Source organism: Streptomyces sp. NPDC002788 (assembly GCF_053592115.1).
Genome location: NZ_JBSFVB010000002.1, coordinates 518,601 through 533,462, shown reverse-complemented (window position 1 = coordinate 533,462; position 14,862 = coordinate 518,601). Strand labels below are relative to the sequence as shown.

12 protein-coding genes are annotated in these 14,862 nt (G+C 71.6%); 4 read left to right on the top strand and 8 right to left on the bottom strand.

What is annotated here, in order from left to right:
- Positions 1-44 precede the first annotated feature (44 nt).
- A complete protein-coding gene (locus tag ACWD1U_RS05660) occupies positions 45-3,026 on the top strand; it encodes a glycoside hydrolase family 35 protein (protein ID WP_451104705.1) in 2,982 nt (993 codons plus the stop codon).
- A gap of 93 nt (positions 3,027-3,119) precedes the next feature.
- On the opposite strand, the gene arfA is transcribed toward ACWD1U_RS05660, so the two are convergent.
- From arfA to ACWD1U_RS05640, 4 genes are all read right to left on the bottom strand, one after another.
- Positions 3,120-4,634 (bottom strand): arabinosylfuranosidase ArfA, encoded by a 1,515-nt coding sequence (arfA, locus tag ACWD1U_RS05655; RefSeq protein WP_451104703.1) that lies wholly within the window; start codon positions 4,632-4,634, stop codon positions 3,120-3,122.
- 92 nt (positions 4,635-4,726) lie between these two features.
- A complete protein-coding gene (locus ACWD1U_RS05650; protein WP_451104701.1) occupies positions 4,727-5,581 on the bottom strand; it encodes a carbohydrate ABC transporter permease in 855 nt (284 codons plus the stop codon).
- Complete coding sequence (locus tag ACWD1U_RS05645; RefSeq protein ID WP_451104699.1) at positions 5,578-6,519, bottom strand: carbohydrate ABC transporter permease; 942 nt, start codon at positions 6,517-6,519, stop codon at positions 5,578-5,580. Before ACWD1U_RS05645 ends, ACWD1U_RS05650 begins: the two co-directional genes overlap by 4 nt.
- Positions 6,516-7,874 carry an extracellular solute-binding protein gene (locus ACWD1U_RS05640; protein WP_451104697.1) on the bottom strand — a complete coding sequence of 453 codons (1,359 nt, stop codon included), beginning with the start codon at positions 7,872-7,874 and terminating at the stop codon, positions 6,516-6,518. Before ACWD1U_RS05640 ends, ACWD1U_RS05645 begins: the two co-directional genes overlap by 4 nt.
- A 252-nt stretch (positions 7,875-8,126) precedes the next feature.
- Here ACWD1U_RS05640 and ACWD1U_RS05635 point away from each other — a divergent pair, with 252 nt between their 5' ends.
- The 3 genes from ACWD1U_RS05635 to ACWD1U_RS05625 are packed head-to-tail and all read left to right on the top strand — an operon-like array spanning position 8,127 to position 11,358.
- Complete coding sequence (locus ACWD1U_RS05635; RefSeq protein ID WP_451104696.1) at positions 8,127-8,741, top strand: toxin-antitoxin system, toxin component family protein; 615 nt, start codon at positions 8,127-8,129, stop codon at positions 8,739-8,741.
- On the top strand, positions 8,738-9,958 hold the full coding sequence (locus ACWD1U_RS05630; RefSeq protein ID WP_451104694.1) for an MAB_1171c family putative transporter: 1,221 nt from the start codon (positions 8,738-8,740) through the stop codon (positions 9,956-9,958). Before ACWD1U_RS05635 ends, ACWD1U_RS05630 begins: the two co-directional genes overlap by 4 nt.
- Positions 9,955-11,358 carry an NAD(P)/FAD-dependent oxidoreductase gene (locus ACWD1U_RS05625; RefSeq protein WP_451104692.1) on the top strand — a complete coding sequence of 468 codons (1,404 nt, stop codon included), beginning with the start codon at positions 9,955-9,957 and terminating at the stop codon, positions 11,356-11,358. The genes ACWD1U_RS05630 and ACWD1U_RS05625 overlap by 4 nt, the downstream gene beginning before the upstream one ends.
- A gap of 161 nt (positions 11,359-11,519) precedes the next feature.
- On the opposite strand, the gene ACWD1U_RS05620 is transcribed toward ACWD1U_RS05625, so the two are convergent.
- The 4 genes from ACWD1U_RS05620 to ACWD1U_RS05605 form a co-directional block, all read right to left on the bottom strand.
- Positions 11,520-12,368: an SMP-30/gluconolactonase/LRE family protein gene (locus ACWD1U_RS05620; protein ID WP_451104690.1), complete on the bottom strand. Its 849-nt coding sequence runs from the start codon at positions 12,366-12,368 to the stop codon at positions 11,520-11,522.
- Positions 12,365-13,138 (bottom strand): IclR family transcriptional regulator, encoded by a 774-nt coding sequence (locus ACWD1U_RS05615; RefSeq protein ID WP_451104688.1) that lies wholly within the window; start codon positions 13,136-13,138, stop codon positions 12,365-12,367. The genes ACWD1U_RS05620 and ACWD1U_RS05615 overlap by 4 nt, the downstream gene beginning before the upstream one ends.
- 260 nt (positions 13,139-13,398) lie before the next feature.
- Positions 13,399-14,643, bottom strand: coding sequence for a PucR family transcriptional regulator (locus tag ACWD1U_RS05610; protein WP_451104686.1), 1,245 nt, complete (start codon positions 14,641-14,643; stop codon positions 13,399-13,401).
- Positions 14,644-14,645: 2 nt separating this feature from the next.
- Positions 14,646-14,798, bottom strand: a complete 153-nt coding sequence (locus ACWD1U_RS05605) for a hypothetical protein (RefSeq protein ID WP_451104684.1) — start codon at positions 14,796-14,798, stop codon at positions 14,646-14,648.
- Positions 14,799-14,862: the final 64 nt, after the last annotated feature.

Here is a 14,862-nt window from a genome sequence, read left to right as displayed (position 1 = left end):
AACACCGGCACCACGCACGGCATGGCACAACAGGAGGCGCTCCCTTGGAGCTCAGCAGGCGTACCTTCCACGCTCTCGCCGGCACGGCGGCGCTCGGCTTCGCGCTGACCGGCAGCGGGTCGCCGACCTCCGCCAACCCGGCACGCTCCGTACCCACCGGCCCGCCGCCACCGGTGCCGAGCGCGGACGGCAGACCGCACAAGATCGGCTTCGACCGGTACTCGCTGCTGGTCGACGGCCGGCGTCTGGTGCTCTGGTCGGGCGAGCTGCACCCCTTCCGGCTGCCGAGCCCGTCCCTGTGGCGGGACATGCTGGAGAAGATGCGTGCTCACGGCTACAACGCCGTCAGCGTGTACGTCGCCTGGAACTACCACTCCCCCGCCCCCGGCCGGTACGACTTCACCGGTGTGCGCGACCTGGACCTGTTCCTGCGCATGGCCGCCGAGACCGGTCTGTACGTGATCCTGCGGCCCGGCCCCTACATCAACGCGGAGGTCGACGCCGGCGGCTTCCCCGGCTGGCTCACCGCCACCGAGGGCACGGCCCGGACCTCCGACCCGACGTATCTGCGGTACGTCGACGAGTGGCTGTCCGCCGTCAACGCCATCGTCGCGAAGCGCCTGTTCACCCGGGGCACGGGCACGGTGCTGCTGTACCAGATCGAGAACGAGTACGACGCCCACGTCGACGAGCCGACCGGGCGCGCCTACATGTCGTACCTGTACGAGAAGGTCCGCAAGGACGGCATCGACGTGCCGCTGTTCCACAACGACAAGGGACGGAACGGGGACTGGGTGCCCGGGTCGTTCGGCACCGGCGGTGAGAAGGGGCGCTGGCTGTACGGGTTCGACGGATACCCGGAGCCGGACGAGGTGCCGCCCGACTGGGGGCACTTCGGGACCGGCGGGCCGAAGGGCGGGGCCACGGCCAGTCCGCGCACGCCCGGGTTCGTGCCCGAGTTCGGCGGGGGCTGGTTCGACCCGTGGGGCGGGTCCTGGTTCGACGGCAAGGGGTACGCCGAAGCGCGCCGGACCCGGGACGCGGCGTACGAGCGGCGCTTCTACCTCACCAACCTCGCCAACGGCATCACGCTGCACAACGTCTACATGACGTACGGCGGCACCTCCTGGGGCTGGCTGCCCGCGCCGGTCGTCTACACGTCGTACGACTACGGCGCGGCCTTCGACGAGGCCCGCAACGCCACCCCGAAGCTCGCCCCGATGCACCAGATCGGGCAGTTGCTGCGACACGTGCCGGACCTCGCCAAGCTGAACCGGGCGAAGGCCGTCCGGGCCGCCGACGAGCGGATCAAGGTCTACCACCTGGCCAACCCCGACACCGGCGCCCACTTCTACGTGCTGCGCAACGACTCCGCCGAGACGGTGTCCTCGACGCTGCCGGACGCCGGGATCGACGTGCCGGTCACGGTCCCGGCGCGGGACGCCAAGCTGATCGCCGCCGGGCTGAGGCTGGGGAAGCGGACGCTGGTGCACGCCACCGTGCAGCCCATGCTGAGCCTGACCGCGGGGCGGCAGGACATCGCCGTGTTCGCGGGCCGGCGGGGCGATCTGGCGCAGGTCGTGCTGGACTGCGCGGACGAGCCGACGCCCATGCGGCTGGACGCGGAGCCCGCGTGGTCCTGGAACCTCGGCAAGCTGAACGTCACCGCACCGCTCGGCGCCGGCGGGCTGAGCCGGGTGCGGGTCGAGGGCGACGGCGTGGACACGCCGATGCTGCTGCTCTTCGCCGACGACGCGACCTCCCTGCGGCTGTGGCCGTACGAGACGCCCTCCGGCCCGCTGCTCGTCTACGGCCCGGCCCTGCTGCGGTCGGCCACCCTGCGCGGCTCCTCGGTCCACCTCACCGGCGACACCATCGGCGAGACCGGCCTGGAGGTGTGGGGGCCGCGCGGGATCACCCATGTGACGTGGAACGGGCGCCCGGTGCCCACCCGGATCAGCGCCTCCGGCAGCCTGCTGGCGCTGCGGCCGCTGCCCGGCGTGACCCGGCCGGCCCTGCCCGCCCTGGACGGCTGGCGGCGGCGGACCGAGAACCCTGAGGCCGAGCCCGGATTCGACGACTCGGGCTGGACGACGGCCGACAGGAAGACGTCCTTCAGCACCACCCCCGTGCCCGACGGGCACCCGGTCCTGTTCGCCGACGACTACGCCTTCCACTACGGCGACGTCTGGTACCGGGGCGAGTGGACCGACGCGGACGGCATCGAGTCCGTCTCCCTCGCCTGCAGCACGGGCACGCAGGGCCTGCTGATGGCCTGGCTGGACGGCGAGCCGCTGGGCACGCACCGGATGCCGGTGCCGGACAAGGACCGGGCGCGACAGGGGACTTGGACCGCCGAAGCCACCTTCGCCCTGCCGGAGGAACTGCGGAAGAGGTTCCGTGAGGACCGCCGCGCAGGTGGCGAACGGCACGTCCTGTCCGTGCTCGTCCGGCGGATGCAGCACGACATGGACGGCAAGGCCCTCGACACCCACAAGGCCGCACGCGGGCTGACCGCCGTCACCTTCAAGGGCGCCTTGCCGAAGGTGACCTGGCGGATCCAGGGCGCCGCCACGTCCGACCCCGTGCGGGGGCCGATGAACACCGGCGGGCTGTACGGGGAGCGCGAGGGCTGGCATCTGCCGGAGTACGACGACGGCAAGGGCTGGAGGGACGCCGAACTGCCGCGCGCCGACCGGCGGCAGGGCGTCACCTGGTACCGGACGGACTTCCGGCTGGACGTCGACCCGGGCGTCGACGCCTCGATCGGGCTCGTCCTCGACGACGACCCGGACCGGGCCTACCGCGTCCAGATCTTCCTCAACGGCTGGAACATGGGCCAGTACATCAACGACGTGGGGCCGCAGCACACCTTCGTGCTGCCGAACGGGATTCTGCGCACGCGTGGTGCCAACACACTGGCGCTGGCGGTGCTGTCCGACGGGACCACACCGTCGGGGCCGGGGGACGTGCGGCTGACGCTGCTGGGCGCCGCAGCCGGAGGAGTGCCCGTCAAACCGGTGTGACCCGACGGGTCGATGTGGCGCAGGCGGCGTTTCACCAGCGGATCAGCCGGTGCCGGGGCGGGTCCGGGACTCGCCCCGGCGGAGGCCGGGCCGTCACGCCAGCCGGATGACGTTCCAGGACAGCGGCTCCAGGACGGCGCTCAGCGTGCCGTCCTGGAGGGCCGTGCCGTCGACCGGGTGCGGGGCGACCCGCTCGGGGTCGTCGAGGGTGTTGCGGGCGTCGGGATCGGCGTCCGCGAGGGCGCTGTGCTCGACGACCGACGACAGGCCGAGGCCGCCCAGGGTGACCTCGAGCGGCAGTGGCTCGGTGCGGCTGCGGTTGACGGCGAAGACGGTGACCGTGCCGTCCTCGGCGCGTACCGCGGTCGCGTGCAGCAGATCGGTCTCGCCGTACTTCTTCGTCTCGTACGTCGGCGAGTCCACACGGACGTCGAGGACCTGGCCGCGGCCGTACCGGCTGGCCTGCGCGAAGGGGAAGAAGGTCGTCTGCCGCCAGGCCGGGCCGCCCGGCTCGGTCATGATCGGCGCGATGACGTTGACGAGCTGGGCGAGGCAGGCGACGGTGACGCGGTCGGCGTGCCGGAGCAGGGCGATGAGGAGCGAGCCGAAGACGACCGCGTCCATGACGCTGTAGTTGTCCTCCAGCAGGCGCGGCGCCTCGGGCCAGTCGTGCTGCTCGAAGGTCTTGGCGCGGGCCTCCCACTCGGGCAGGTACCAGACGTTCCACTCGTCGAAGGAGAGGTTGATCCGCTTCTTCGACTTGAGCCGGGCGCCCACGTGGTCGGCGGTCGCGACGACGTTGTCGATGAAGGACTCCATGTCGACGGCGGAGGCGAGGAAGGAGTCGAGGTCGCCGTTCTCGGGCCAGTAGTAGGCGTGCAGGGAGATGTAGTCGACGAGGTCGTACGTCTCCTTCAGGACCGTCGCCTCCCATTCGGCGAAGGTCGGCATGGACTGGCTGGAGGAGCCGCAGGCGACGAGTTCCACGCCGGGGTCCAGCTGGCGCATGGCCCGCGCCGTCTCCGCGGCGACCCGGCCGTACTCCTCCGCCGTCTTGTGGCCGGTCTGCCAGGGGCCGTCCATCTCGTTGCCGAGGCACCACAGTTTGATGCCGAAGGGGTCCTTGTCACCGTGGGTGACGCGGAGGTCGGACAGGGCGGTGCCCTCGGTGTGGTTGGCGTACTCCTGGAGTTCGAGGGCCTCGGCGACGCCGCGGGTGCCGAGGTTGACGGCCATCATCGGCTCGGCCTGGGGGCCGATCTTGCGCAGGAAGTCGATGTACTCGGAGAGGCCGAAGCGGTTGGACTCCGTCGAGTGCCAGGCCAGGTCGAGGCGGCGGGGACGGTCCTCGGCGGGGCCGACCGAGTCCTCCCACTTGTAGCCGGAGACGAAGTTTCCGCCGGGGTAGCGGACGGCGGTGACGCCGAGTTCGCGGACGAGGTCCAGTACGTCCTGGCGCAGGCCCTTGTCGTCGGCTGTGGGGTGGTCGGGTTCGAAGACGCCGGTGTAGACGCAGCGGCCGAGGTGTTCCACGAAGCTGCCGAAGAGGCGGGGGTTTACTTCGCCGACGGTGAAGGCGGGGTCGAGGGTGAAGCGGGCGGTGTGCATGGTCGCCTTTCGGGGTGGGTGGTTCTGTCTCAGTGGCGGCTGCGGGCTTGCAGGGGTTGATCGCGCAGTTCCCCGCGCCCCTTTGAGGTCCGTTACTGCCCGGCCAGGCCTGTGTGGGCCACGCCCGCCACTATCTGCCTCTGGAAGAAGACGAAGACGATGATCAACGGCAGGCCCGCCATGAGACCGCCGGCCATGAGCTGGGCCCACTGGATGCCGTAGGAGTTCATGACGGTCGCGATGCCGTTGGGCATGGTCATCAGGTCGGGGTTGTTGGTCACCATGTACGGCCAGAGGAAGTTGTTCCACGACGCGATGAAGGTGAAGATGCCGACCGCGGCGAGGGAGGGGCGGGAGAGCGGCAGGACGATCGTGAAGAAGACCCGCCAGCGGCCCGCGCCGTCGATGAACGCTGCCTCCTCCAGTTCGCGCGGGATGCCCTGGAAGAACTTGTAGAGGATGTAGACCATCGCGGCGGGTGCGCACTGCGGCAGGATCATGCCCCAGTAGGTGTCGACCATGCCCATCTGCTGGACGGTGGTGAACAGCGGCACGCCGAGGACGGCGGGCGAGATCATCAGGCCGGCCATGACCAGGCCCATCAGGGGCTTCTTGCCGCGGAACTCGGTGCGCGCGAAGCCGTATCCGGCGAGTGCGCTCACGAGCAGCACCACGGACGTCACACAGACGGAGACGACCACGGAGTTGACGAACCAGTTGGTGATGTTGCCGGTCTCGAAGAGGGCCTTCCAGGCCTGGCCCGTCCAGTCCTGGGGGAGCCAGTGCGGCGGGACCTCCACCGCCTCGGTCTCGGACTTGAGGGAGGTGAACAGGGCCCAGGCGAAGGGGGCCAGGAAGGCGGCCGAGACGGCGGTGCCGAGGAGGGTCAGGACGATCTGGCTGGGGGTCCACGGCTTACGGGGCTTCACCGGTACGGCGGTGGTCATCGGGCGCTCTCCTCACGGTTGCGCAGCAGCCACATCCGGGCGAGGGCGACGGCCGCGATGATCACGAAGAAGATGACGGAGATCGCGGAGGCGTAGCCCACGCGGTAGCTGGTGAAGCCCTCTTCGAGGGTGTACTGCACGAAGGTGCGGGTCGATCCCTCGGGCCCGGGGAGGAAGTCCATCATCACGACGGCCTGGTCGAAGACCTGGAGCGAGGCGAGGATCTGGAGGGCGACGACGAGGCCGGTGATGTTGCGCAGCATCGGCAGGGTGATGTGGACCATGCGGTGCCAGGCGTTCGCGCCGTCGAGCTTGGCGGCCTCGTAGAGGTGGCCGGGGATGCCCTGGAGCGCGGCGAGGTAGAGCAGGAAGCTGAAGCCGACCGTCCACCACAGGGTCTGGATGACGATGGCGAGCATCGCGTACGACTTGTCGGTCAGCCACGGCGTCTCGATGCCGAAGACGTGGTTGATCATTCCGGTGCCGGGGTTGAACAGCCACTGCCACAGGTTGGCCGCGACGGTGGACGGCAGCAGGAACGGGGCGAAGAAGCACAGCCGCCACAGCCACTTGCCGCGCTCGATGTGGTGGGCGAGCATCGCGAGGAGGAAGGCGAGGACCGCGATGCAGGGGACGACCAGGAGCGTGAAGTACGCGCTGTGGCCGAGGGAGTCCCACACCAGCGGGTCGTCGATGGCCTCGCGGTAGTTGTCGAGGCCGACGAAGCTCGCGCCCTCGCCGGAGATGTTGGCGTCCGTGAAGCTGAGGTAGACGCCGCGCAGCAGCGGCCAGATCACGAAGAGCGCGAACAGGACGAGGAACGGGGCCACGAACCAGCCGCCGTGCTGGAAGCCCTGCCCGCGGCGGAGCCCGGCGCTGTCGGCGGCGGTCCTGGCGCGGGCGGGTGCGGCGATGGTCTGGGCGCTGGTCGCCATCATGCGGCCGCACCTCCTTGTGCGGCCGTCCGGCCGTCCATGGGGTTCTTCATGGCGAGCAGTTGGGTGAGCGCGCCCTTCATCCGGCGGGCGGCGGTCTCCGGCTTGGCGGAGCCCATCGTCGAGGCGACGACGATCGGGCCGACGCGCTGGGCGAGGATGCCGGTGGAGCCCGCGAACCACACCTTCGGCTCGGTGGCCTGGTGGTCCATGGCCGACACGTACTCGCTCTGCGGGTTCAGTTCCTTGTACGCGGCGGTGGACAGGGTCGGCGTGTACGCGGGGATGTGGCCGCCGGCGGCCCACTGCTGGGCGTGCCGGACGACGTAGGCGGCGAGTCGGTGGGCCGCCTCGTTGGTGGGGCCGCCGCGGTCGGACTGGTGCGGCAGGACGAAGGCGTGCGACTCGGCGTGAGTGGCCGGCTTGCCGAAGACGGGCGGCAGCGGGGTCGCGCCGTAGTCGACCTTGGCCCCGGAGTAGACCGGCACCGACCAGTTGCCCTCCCAGACGAAGGGAGAGCCGTTGACGAACTGTTCGGCGCCGGCGAGGCCCGCGAAGCGCGGATCGGCGTACCCGTCGGTGACGTGCCGGCGCAGGAACTCCAGGACCTGGGTGGCCTTGCCGGTGTCGAAGGTGACCTCGGTGCTGGCCGCGTTGAACCAGGTGCCGCCGAGCTGGGTGTAGAAGGCGACGAAGAACCACCACTGGAAGTTCTGGTCGGTGGACCACATGCCGATGGTCTGGAGCCCCTTCTTGGTGGCCTTCTTGGCCTCCTTGAGAACGTCGAACCACTCGTCGGTGGAGGTGACGGGCACGATCCGGCCGTCGTCGCCGAGCAGGCCCGCCTTCTTCAGCACGTCCTTGCGGTAGAAGCAGAGCTGGACGTGGATGTCGAGCGGGAGGGCGTAGAGCTTGCCGTCGATGACGGCGCGCTTCCACAGGGCTGGGTTGAAGTCCGCTTCCCGTACGCCGTACTTGGCGAGCAGGTCCACGTCCCAGGGGTCCAGGAAGCGGCCGGGTGAGAAGCCGGTGACCCGGCCCAGGTGCATGACGCCGAGGTCGGGGGCGCGGTTGCCCGCGGCGGCCATGGCGAGTTTGGTGTAGAAGGGGCTGCCCCACTGGAGGGTGGAGTCCTTCACCGCGATGTCGGGGTTGGCCTTACGGAAGGCGTCCAGCATCGCGATCATGTTGTATCCGTCGCCGCCGCTGAAGAGGTTCCAGTAGCGCACGCGCGTGTTCGCGGTCGAGGCGAGTGCGTCGGCTCCGGTGCCGAGTGCGGCGAACCCGAAGCTGCCCGCGACGAAGAGTCCGCCGAGCCCGCCGAATAGCTGCCTGCGATTCAGGCCAGGTCGTCCCATGCCCTGCCCTTACGATCGATGACCAGTATGTGTTCGGTATGTCGAAAGGTGCCCGTTACTTCGAACGGGACCGTAGGTTCGAAGCGCTTGCGCGTCAATGGTCCGGCCCAACTTCGGGCCTGACTTTCCGGGCATGAACGGTCGTTCTCCGTCGAACATCGGACGCCGGATCGCATGACGCGCCCACTTTCGGGCGCGTAGTCTCGGACGCGCTGCCAAGCCGTCGGCCGGTGGTGAGAAGGGGGGGGAGCGATGGACATCGCGGGCGCGCGGACGATGGCCGCCCGAGCGACCGCCGCGCTCAGGCGCTCGCGCAGGGGCTCCGCCATGCGCTACCTGGCCGCCGAGCTCGCCACCGCGGTCCGGGCGAGGCCCCAGCGCCCCACCGGCGTCCGGTCGTTGTGCCGGGCGCTGTGCGAGGAGATGAGCGCGCGGCGCGGCGGGCGGCCCGTCGAGCTGCGGTTCGAGCGCTTTCCCGACGAGATCGAAGTGACCGGCCTGTGGGTGGAGTTCCAGGACTTCGACCTCGTGATCGTCGAGGAGCGGGCCGAGGCGGTGCAGCAGCTGGTCATCCTCGGGCATGAGCTGTGGCATCTGCACGCGGGGCACGGCCATCACCACGTCGCCGGTACGGCGGCGGCCCGGGCCCTGGACCGGGAGTCCGGCTGGACGTCCGTGGCGCTGACGGTGGCCGCCCGGGACGGATCGCGCGAGCGGGACGAGGCCGAGGCGGACGCGTTCGGACACCGGCTGGCGGCCGTGTTCCGCACCTTCGCGGACGGTACCGTCCCGGACGAGCCGGACGCCGCCCTCGACCCGGTGCGGCGGTCGATGGGCTACCGCGGACGGGGAGGCGGCGCGCGATGACGCACGCACGGGACGTCCTCGGCGCTTTCTCCGTCTCCTTCTGGCTGCCGATCGGGGCGCTGACCGTCGCCCTGGTCATCAAGCTGCCCAGTCTGGTGAAGATGTGGCGGGACCCGATGCTGCGGGCCGTCGGCGGGCTGCTGCTGTTCGCCTGCGCCGTGTTCGTCTTCGCGTCCCCGTCGGTCATCGGCTGGACCAACCGCGTCACCGGCGTGCCCAACATCGCGGCGCCGCTGGTGTATTCGCTGCTCACCGCTCTGTGCGCGTCCTGGCTGCTGCTGATCGTCGCCTGGCGCAACGGCCTGTCCGACCGCTCGGTCTCGACGCGCCGGGCCGCCCGCTGGGTGGTCTTCGCCTACGCGGGTGTGGTCGTCGCCCTGTGGGTGCTGTTCTGGCTCGCGGACGTCCCCGTGGAACGCCGGCGGGACCTGGACACGTACTACGCGACCACGCCCTTCATGCGCGAGGAGATCCTGCTCTACCTGCTCGCGCACACCGTGGCCTGCTCGGTCACCGCCCGGCTGATCTGGAACTGGGTCCGCACCGACGGCCTCGACGCCTGGCTGCGCTGGGGTTTGCGGTTCCTCGGCGTCGGCTACGCGACGAACCTGCTGTTCGACGCGGCCAAACTCACCGCCGTCATCGCCCGGTTGACCGGCCACGACCTCGACTGGCTGAGCACCTCTCTCGCCCCCTCGGCCGCCTGTGTGTCGGCCACGATGGTCGCGATCGGCTTCATCATCCCGCACGGCGGCCAGTACCTGCACGAGCGCTGGCGCATCAGGCTCGCCCACTGGCACCTGCGCCCCCTCTACCTGCTGCTGCGCTCGGTGAACGGCGGCGGCGCCCCCTTCACCCCGCACGCCACCGGCGAACTGCGCCTGATCCGCCGCGAGACCTACATCCGCGACGTGCTCCTCCAGCTCTCCCGCCACCTCGACGAGGACCTGCGGGAACGGTGCCAGGAGGCCGCCGTGGGCCTCGGGTTCGAACCCGGCCGGGCCAAGGCCCTGGCCGCCGCCGTGACGATCCTGGACGCCGTCGCCGCCCGGGAGCGGACCCCGCGCGACGACAGCGCCGCCTCCCCCTCCGGCCCCGACACCGCCTATCTGCTGCGGGAGATCCAGGCCGTGTCCCGAGCCCTGCGTCACCGCGATCACATCGAGGCGGTACGCTCGCGCGCGGCCGCCCCCGGGAGAGAGAACGCCCGCGCATGACTGAACGCCCCACCCCCGCCAGAACCGCCGTCGTCCTTGGGGGATCCCATTCCGGCATGCTCGCGGCCCGCGCCCTGGCCGACATCGCCGACCGCGTCGTCGTCGTGGAGCGCGACACCCTGCCCCCGGCCCCCGGCCCCCGCAAGGGACTGCCGCAGGCCCGGCACGCCCACATGCTGTGGTCGGGCGGCGTGCGGGCCATGGAGGAACTGCTGCCCGGCATCACCGGGGTGCTCCGGCAGGCCGGGGCGAACCGGCGGCCGGTCACGACCGACGTCGTCGCCCTGGGCACGCGGGGCTGGTTCCGGCGCTGGGACGAGTCCCATCACGTGATCCTCGCCGGCCGGGACCTGCTCGACGCGACGGTCCGGGCGCGAGTCCTGGCCGACGAGCGGATCGAACTCGTCCAACGCGCGGAGGCGGTGGGCCTCACCGGCACGAAGTCGGCGGTCACGGGCGTACGGATCCGTCCGGGGGACGGCCCCGAGCGGACCCTCGACGCGGACCTGGTCGTCGACGCCTCGGGACGCGGCTCCCAGGCCGCGCACTGGCTGACCGCCCTGGGCCTGCCCCGGGCCGAACGACGCGAGGTCGACGCCGGCCTCGCCTACGCCAGCCGCCTCTATCGCGCCCCCGCCGCGGCCCGCGACGACTTCCCGGTCGTCAACATCCAGCCCGACCGGCGCGAAGGCGGGCCCGGACGGGCGGGCTTCCTGCTGCCCATCGAGGACGGCCGCTGGATCGTCACCCTGTGCGGCACGCGCGGCGGCCGGCCGTCCCCGGCCGACGACGACTTCGTCCGCTTCGCCCGCGAGGACCTGCGGCACCCGCTCATCGGCGACCTGCTCGAACAGGCCGAACCGCTCTCCGACGTGGCCTTCACCCGCACGACCGTCAACCGCCGCCACTTCTACGAGAAGACGCAGGCGTGGCCCGCGGGCTTCATCGTCCTCGGCGACGCGCTCGCCGCGTTCAACCCCGTCTACGGGCACGGCCTGGCGGTCGCCGCGCAGAGCGCCCTGCTCCTGCGGGAGACGGTACGGCGGCACGGCTTGGGCACGCCCGGGCTGTCCCGGCGGATCCAGAGGGCGGTGGCCCGCCCGGTCGGCGCGGCCTGGGACCTGGCCATCGGCCAGGACGTCTTCTACCCGGGGGCGACGGAGCAGGGTCCGACCCTGCGGGACCGGCTGGTGACCGCGTACGTGGACCGGCTGATGTACACGGCGACGGGCAACGGCCGCATCGCGCGCCGGGTCACGGACGTGACGTCGCTGGAGCGGAGGGCGGAGGTGCTCCTGACGCCGTCGGTGGTGCTGGCGGCGGCGGTGGGGCCGCTGAAACCGTCGCTGGGCGGGCCGCCGTTGACTCCCGCGGAGCGGAAGGCGGCCGGGATCGCTTAAGGGGTCCTTGCACTGTGCCCGCCCGGGTCGCGCGGCCCGGCACCGCGCCTCGCTGCGTTGCCGAAACGCCCAGGCGGCTCCGCTACCAGGGCACTCCGGCGCCTTGCGATGCACGGCACCGGACCACGCGACCTGACCGGACGCTCACAGTGCAAGGACCCCTAACCGGCGAACGCCGGCTGAGCCACCCCCTTGCCCGCCCCCGGCACCGCGAACAGCGACCCCGCCAAGGCGGGCGGCTCGCTCAGCCCCGTCCGAGCCGTCGTGATGTACAGGTCACTCAGCCCGGCCCCACCGAAGGCACACGCCGTCACCAAAGGCACCGGCAGCTCGATCACCCGGTCCAGCTCACCGCCCGGCGTGTACCGCCGCACCGCCGACCCCTGCCACAGCGCGACCCACACACACCCGTCGGCGTCCACGGTCAGCCCGTCGGGAAAGCCGGCGCCCTCCTCGATCTCGACGAGGGTCCGCCGCCCGGACAGCCGCCCGTCCGCGTAGTCGAAGACATCGACCCGCCGGGTCGGCGAGTCGATGTAGTACATGAGCCGCCCGTCGGGACTCCACCCCGTCCCGTTGCTGACGGCGACGTCGTCCAGCACCACGTCGACCGAGCCGTCACCGGTGACGCGGGACAGCGTCCCGCCGCCCGGCGCCTCGTCGTACCGCATCGTGCCCGCCCACAGCGCGCCGTCGGGCGCGACCGCGGCGTCGTTGGCGCGACGGCCGGGGACGGGCTCGTGGTGGAGCCAGCGGAAGGTGTCGTCGGGGTCGAGGAGACCGATCCCGTCCCGCAGGTTCAGCACCAGCCCGCCGGCGGCCCGCGGCTTGACGGCACCGATGTGCTGCTCCGTGCGGCGGACCGTGCGCTTCCCGGTGACCGGATCGTACGTGTGCAGGCGGGAGCCGAGGATGTCGATCCACAGGAGGCGGCCGGCCGCCGCGTCCCAGGTCGGCCCCTCGCCGAGCTCGGCCTCGGCGCGTACGGCGACCTCGTACGGCGTCGTCATGCCAGGCTCCGGTGGCCGAGGTGCTCGGACAGCTCGGCGGCGCCCTTCGCGGCGAGCTGCTCCAGCTCGGCGCGGCGCTCCTCGCTCCAGCGGATCATGGGCACGGAGATCGACAGCGCGGCGACGACCTGACCGGTGCGGTCACGGACCGGCGCGGCCACGCAGCTGACGTCCGGGTTGGACTCGCGGCGCTCCACGGCGAGGCCCCGCTCACGGATCTCGGCCAGGGCCTCGCGCAGGGCGGCCGGGTCGGTGATGCTGTTGGGGGTCATCCCGACCAGCTCGGCGTCGTCGGGGATCCGCGCGGCGAGCTCCGGCTCGGGAAGGGAGGCCAGCAGCATCTTGCCGACGGACGTGCAGTGGGCGGGCAGCCGGCGGCCGGCCGCCGACACCATCCGCACGGCGTGCGTGGAGTCGACCTTGGCGATGTAGATGACGTCCGTGTCCTCGAGGATCGCCACGTGAACGGTCTCGTCGCAGGTCTCGGCGACGGACCGGGCGACCTGCTGCCCCTCGGCGGCGAGGTCGAGCTGCTCGGCGTAACGGGCGCCGAGCTGGTAGGGGCGCACGCCGAGCCGGTAGCGTCCCGGCTGGCCGGGCACGGGGACGATGTACTTCCGGGCGGCGAGCGTGGTCACCAGCTCGTGCACGGTGGTACGCGGCAGCTGCAGCTTGCGCACGATGTCGGGTGCGGAGAGCGTCCCGTCCCCGTCGAGGAAGAGCTCCAGAATGTCGAGAGCCCGGGTCACTGCTGGTACAAGGCGTCCCACGACCGGCCCCCTCCCTATGTGTCTCAGTGCCCGCGTTCGAGATTTCAACAGGCGATCGGCATGACGAACACAGGCTAGCCATAGAGGTATGCCCCGGCAATGGCCTGACCCACAGCGACCGGAAACCCACGAGGACCGCACGAGCACACTGCGTGCCACATCAAGGTGCCGGTGTGCGACACGTCACATGTGTCACGAAGGGTGCGCATCGCCCCGGTGCTGGTCCGGCCCGACCGGGGAGGGGCCCGGTACCGCCCGGCTCACCGCCGCCCCCGCACCGCCCCCAGCTCCCCCCGCAGGCGCTGCGCCCGCAGTACCAGTTCCAGTTCGAAGCGGCGGTCGGGGTCGTCGATCCCGTCGCCCCACAGTTCGCGGATCTGGCGCAGGCGGTAGCGGACCGTCTGGGGGTGGACGCCCAGGCGGGCGGCGACCTCGGGGGCGCCGCCCCGGGTTTCCAGCCAGGCCAGGAGGGTTTCGGCGAGGCGGCGGCCGTGGGTGGGTCCGCAGTGGGTCAGGGGGGCCAGGCAGCGCAGGGCCAGGTCGTCGATGAGTTCCTCCGGCTGGAGGAGGACCAGGGCCTCGGTGTGTTCGGTGCAGTGGAGGACCTCGCCCGAGGGCAGCAGGTCCCTTTCCATCAGGCGTACCGCCGCCTCGGCCCAGCGCAGCGACTTCGCCGCGTCGGCGAGTGGGACGGGCGGGCCGATCGCGCCGGACCAGCCGGCCAGGGCCCGGTGCAGGAGCTCGGGGCGGCCGGCGGCGTCCGGCTCGGGCACGACCATGCGCGGCTGCTCGTACTCCATGTCGAGCAGCACGCCCTGTCCGACCGCGGGGGCCATCGCCTCGCGGGCGGGGCGCAGCAGGACGCCGACCGCGACCTTCGCCGGCAGCGGCCAGCCGATGCGGGCGGCGCGTTCGGTGAGGGCCTCGGTGGAGTCGCCGCGGTGGTGCTCGGCGAGGAGCAGCTCCATCAGGCGGCGCTGCAGGCGCAGGCGTTCGCCGGCCTGCCGGGCCGCGGCCTCGGCGTAGCCGCGTACGGACTGGTCGACCAGGCCGTCGAGGTACTCGTAGCCCGCGTCGACGAGTTCGTACATCGCCGGGGGCGGGATCTCCACGCGCTGGCCTATGTCGGCGAAGCGGCGCCAGGCCAGGCGTACGCCCATGCGGTAGATGGCCTGGAGCGAGTCCAGCGAGCGGCCGTTGAGGCCCTCGCCGCGGCCGAAGTCCTGGAAGACGCCCGGCGGGACGGTCGGGCGTCCCTCCGAGTTCTCCAGGTGCTGCACGAAGACCTCGATGGCGCGGCGGATGCCCACCAGGGCCATCGGCTCGCCGGAGTCGTCGAGGACGACGGGCAGGTGCGGGTACTCGCGCTGGATCTCGCTGAGGATCTCCTCGGCGAGCTCGGGCGCCTCGGCCATGACGATCGCGGCGAACCGGCGTACCTGGAAGCGTGGTACGTCGTGCCAGGCCGAGCGCGTCGTGACGGTTCCGGTGCGGGCGGCCGTCACCCTCAACCCCCCTGGCCTGCTCGCTCGTACGTGATCAGTGGAGTGTTCGGCTGGTCGGGTGTGGCGTGGAGCAGCGCGACCACGCCCAGCGCGGCGCCCACGGCGAGGGCGGCGGCGAAGGCTACGGTCAGCGCGGCAGCGAGCAGTCTGGACATCGCAGGGTCAGCCTCTCTGTCCGGATTCGTCCGGAGATCGTCCGGAGGTTTTCCCCACCCCGGC